The organism is Streptomyces sp. OfavH-34-F, assembly GCF_022347745.1.
Taxonomy (GTDB): Bacteria; Actinomycetota; Actinomycetes; order Streptomycetales; family Streptomycetaceae; genus Streptomyces.
Map to the genome: position 1 here is coordinate 1 of NZ_JAKRGC010000551.1, position 2,241 is coordinate 2,241.

The window sequence follows — 2,241 nt, forward strand, 5'->3', positions numbered from 1 at the left end:
GTCTCGCGTACCCCGAAGGCCACCAGGAAGCCGGCCGCGGCGCCGAGCGCGAGCCCGGCCCCGCCCCAGCCCAGCAGCGCCCGCCGCGACGGGGCGTCCCCGCCGGACGTGCGGCGCTTCTCCTCGCTCATTCCGGCTCCTCCCGCGTCGTTACTTCGTCACCGCGGCGGCCAGCTTGGACAGCGGCTCCGCCAGGGCGTTGACGGCGTCCGACAGCTCCTTGCGCTCCGCCTTGCCGACCTTGTCGTAGGAGGTGAACTCGTACGTGGTGGTGTCCTTGCGGTACTTCTCCAGCAGCTTGTTCAGCTCGGCGAACCGCTTGTCGAGGGACTCGGTGAGCGCGGGGTCGTTCTTGGCCGCGATCGGCTTCAGCAGCTTGTAGGACTGCTCGGCGCCCTCGACGTTGGCCTTGAAGTCGACCAGGTCGGTGTGGCTGTAGCGCTCCTCCTCACCGGTGACCTTGCCGGTGGCGACCTCGTCCAGCAGCTCCTTGGCGCCGTTGGCCATCGAGGTCGGGGTGATGTCGGCGGTGCCGACCCGCTTCTGCCAGTCCACCAGGTCCTTGTAGAGGACCGGGCCGAGCGCCTTCTCCTCGGCGCCCAGCTTCTTGTCCTGCCACAGCGCCTTCTCCAGGCGGTGCCAGCCGGTCCACTTCTGGCCCTCTTCCAGGCCGTCCTCGCGGACGTCGACCTTGGGGTCGATGTCACCGAAGGACTCGGCGACCGGCTCGGTGCGCTCCCAGCCGATGCGGGAGTCGGCGTACGCCTTCTTCGCGGCCTCGACGTCGCCCGCGGCGACGGCGTCGGTGAAGACCTTCGCCTTCGGCAGCGTCTGGTCGGCCTGCGCCTGCACATAGGTGCGGTACGCGGCGACGGCCTTGTCCATCTCGGGGCTGCGCTTGACCGCCTTGCCGCCGCTGACCTCGATCTTCTGCCGGATGCCGTGGCCCTTCATGCCGGGCTTGCAGGCGATCTCGTAGGAGCCGGCCTTGATCTCGGCCGTGATGGTGGCCTTGGTGCCGGGGCCGATGTTCTCGCGCTCGGCGACGATGCGGTCGTCCGGGAAGAGGATGTAGACCTCGGTGACCTTGGAGCCCTTGTTCTGCACGGCCAGCTCGATGTGACCGGCCGGCAGCTTGGTCTTGGAGACCTCGCAGGCGTCGTCCTTGGCGACGACCTCGACGGCTCCCTCGCCCTTCCCGTCGCTCTTCGCGGAGCATCCCGTGACGGCGGCCAGAGCGGCCGCGGTGGCGGCAGCGGTGACGACGGAGAGACGAACGGCGCGCATTTGGGCTCCACATGAGGATGAAGGAGTGGGGGAGAAGGGCCGGACAAAGGCGGGTGAGGCGGACCTAACTTAATCGAGGCTTACCTGCCCGATACCCACCCGTGCCGTGATTCAGCTCTCACTGCGCGGGGTCCGGGAACGGCACGGTCACGGTCGACCCATGGACGAACCCCGCACAGGCAAAGCACAGGCAAAAAGCGGTTCACGGGGTGCGTTCCGGCACCACCAGCGGCACCCCGGTCCGGGGGTGCGGGAACACCTCCACCGGCTGCCGGTACACCGCTCCCAGCAGCTCGCCCGAGAACACCTCGGCCGGCGGGCCCGCCACCGCGATCCGCCCCTCGTGCAGCACCGCCGCCCGGTCCGCGTACGCGGCGGCCAACCCCAGGTCGTGCAGGACGACCACCACCGCGTCCCCGGCCGCCGCCCGCTCCCGGCAGATCCGCAGCACCAGTTCCTGGTGGCGCAGGTCCAGCGCGGCGGTCGGCTCGTCGAGCAGCAGCAGCGGAGCGCGCTGCGCCAGCACCCGGGCCAGCGCGACCCGGGCCCGCTCGCCCCCGGACAACGCCGAGAACGGCCGCCCGGCGAACGCGGTGACCTCGGTGGCCGCCATCGCCGACGCCACCGCCGCCTCGTCCTCGCCGGCCCGGTCCGTCCCGGCCCAGGGCGCCCGGCCCATCCGGACGACCTCCTCCACCGGGAACGGGAAGGCGAGGGCCGCCGACTGGGGGAGGACCGCGCGGCGCAGGGCCAGTTCGGCCGCGGACCAGGCGGTGACCGGCCGCCCGTCGATGCGCACGGTCCCGCTCCCGGCCGGCAGGTCGGCGGCGAGCGCGGCCAGCAGCGTGGACTTCCCGGCCCCGTTCGGACCGACCAGGGCCAGCACCTCGCCCGCGTACGCCGTCAGGTCGATCGAGTCCAGCACCGGCCGGCCGCCGAGCCGCACCCGCAGCC

General features: G+C 71.9%; 2 protein-coding genes. Both read right to left on the reverse strand.

Annotation, left to right across the window (positions count from 1 at the left end; translation table 11 throughout):
- Positions 1–150: 150 nt before the first annotated feature.
- The gene (gene efeO, locus MHW47_RS34755; protein ID WP_239227817.1) at positions 151–1,287 is read right to left on the reverse strand and encodes an iron uptake system protein EfeO; all 1,137 of its coding nucleotides are present in this window, start codon (positions 1,285–1,287) and stop codon (positions 151–153) included.
- Positions 1,288–1,489: 202 nt separating this feature from the next.
- On the reverse strand, positions 1,490–2,241 hold a 752-nt coding region (locus MHW47_RS34760; RefSeq protein ID WP_239227818.1), incomplete at its 5' end, for a heme ABC transporter ATP-binding protein.

Coding starts and splice junctions, on each gene's coding strand:
- efeO (WP_239227817.1), bottom strand. CDS start 1,287: ATGCGCGCCGTTCGTCTCTCCGTCGTCACCGCTGCCGCCACCGCGGCC.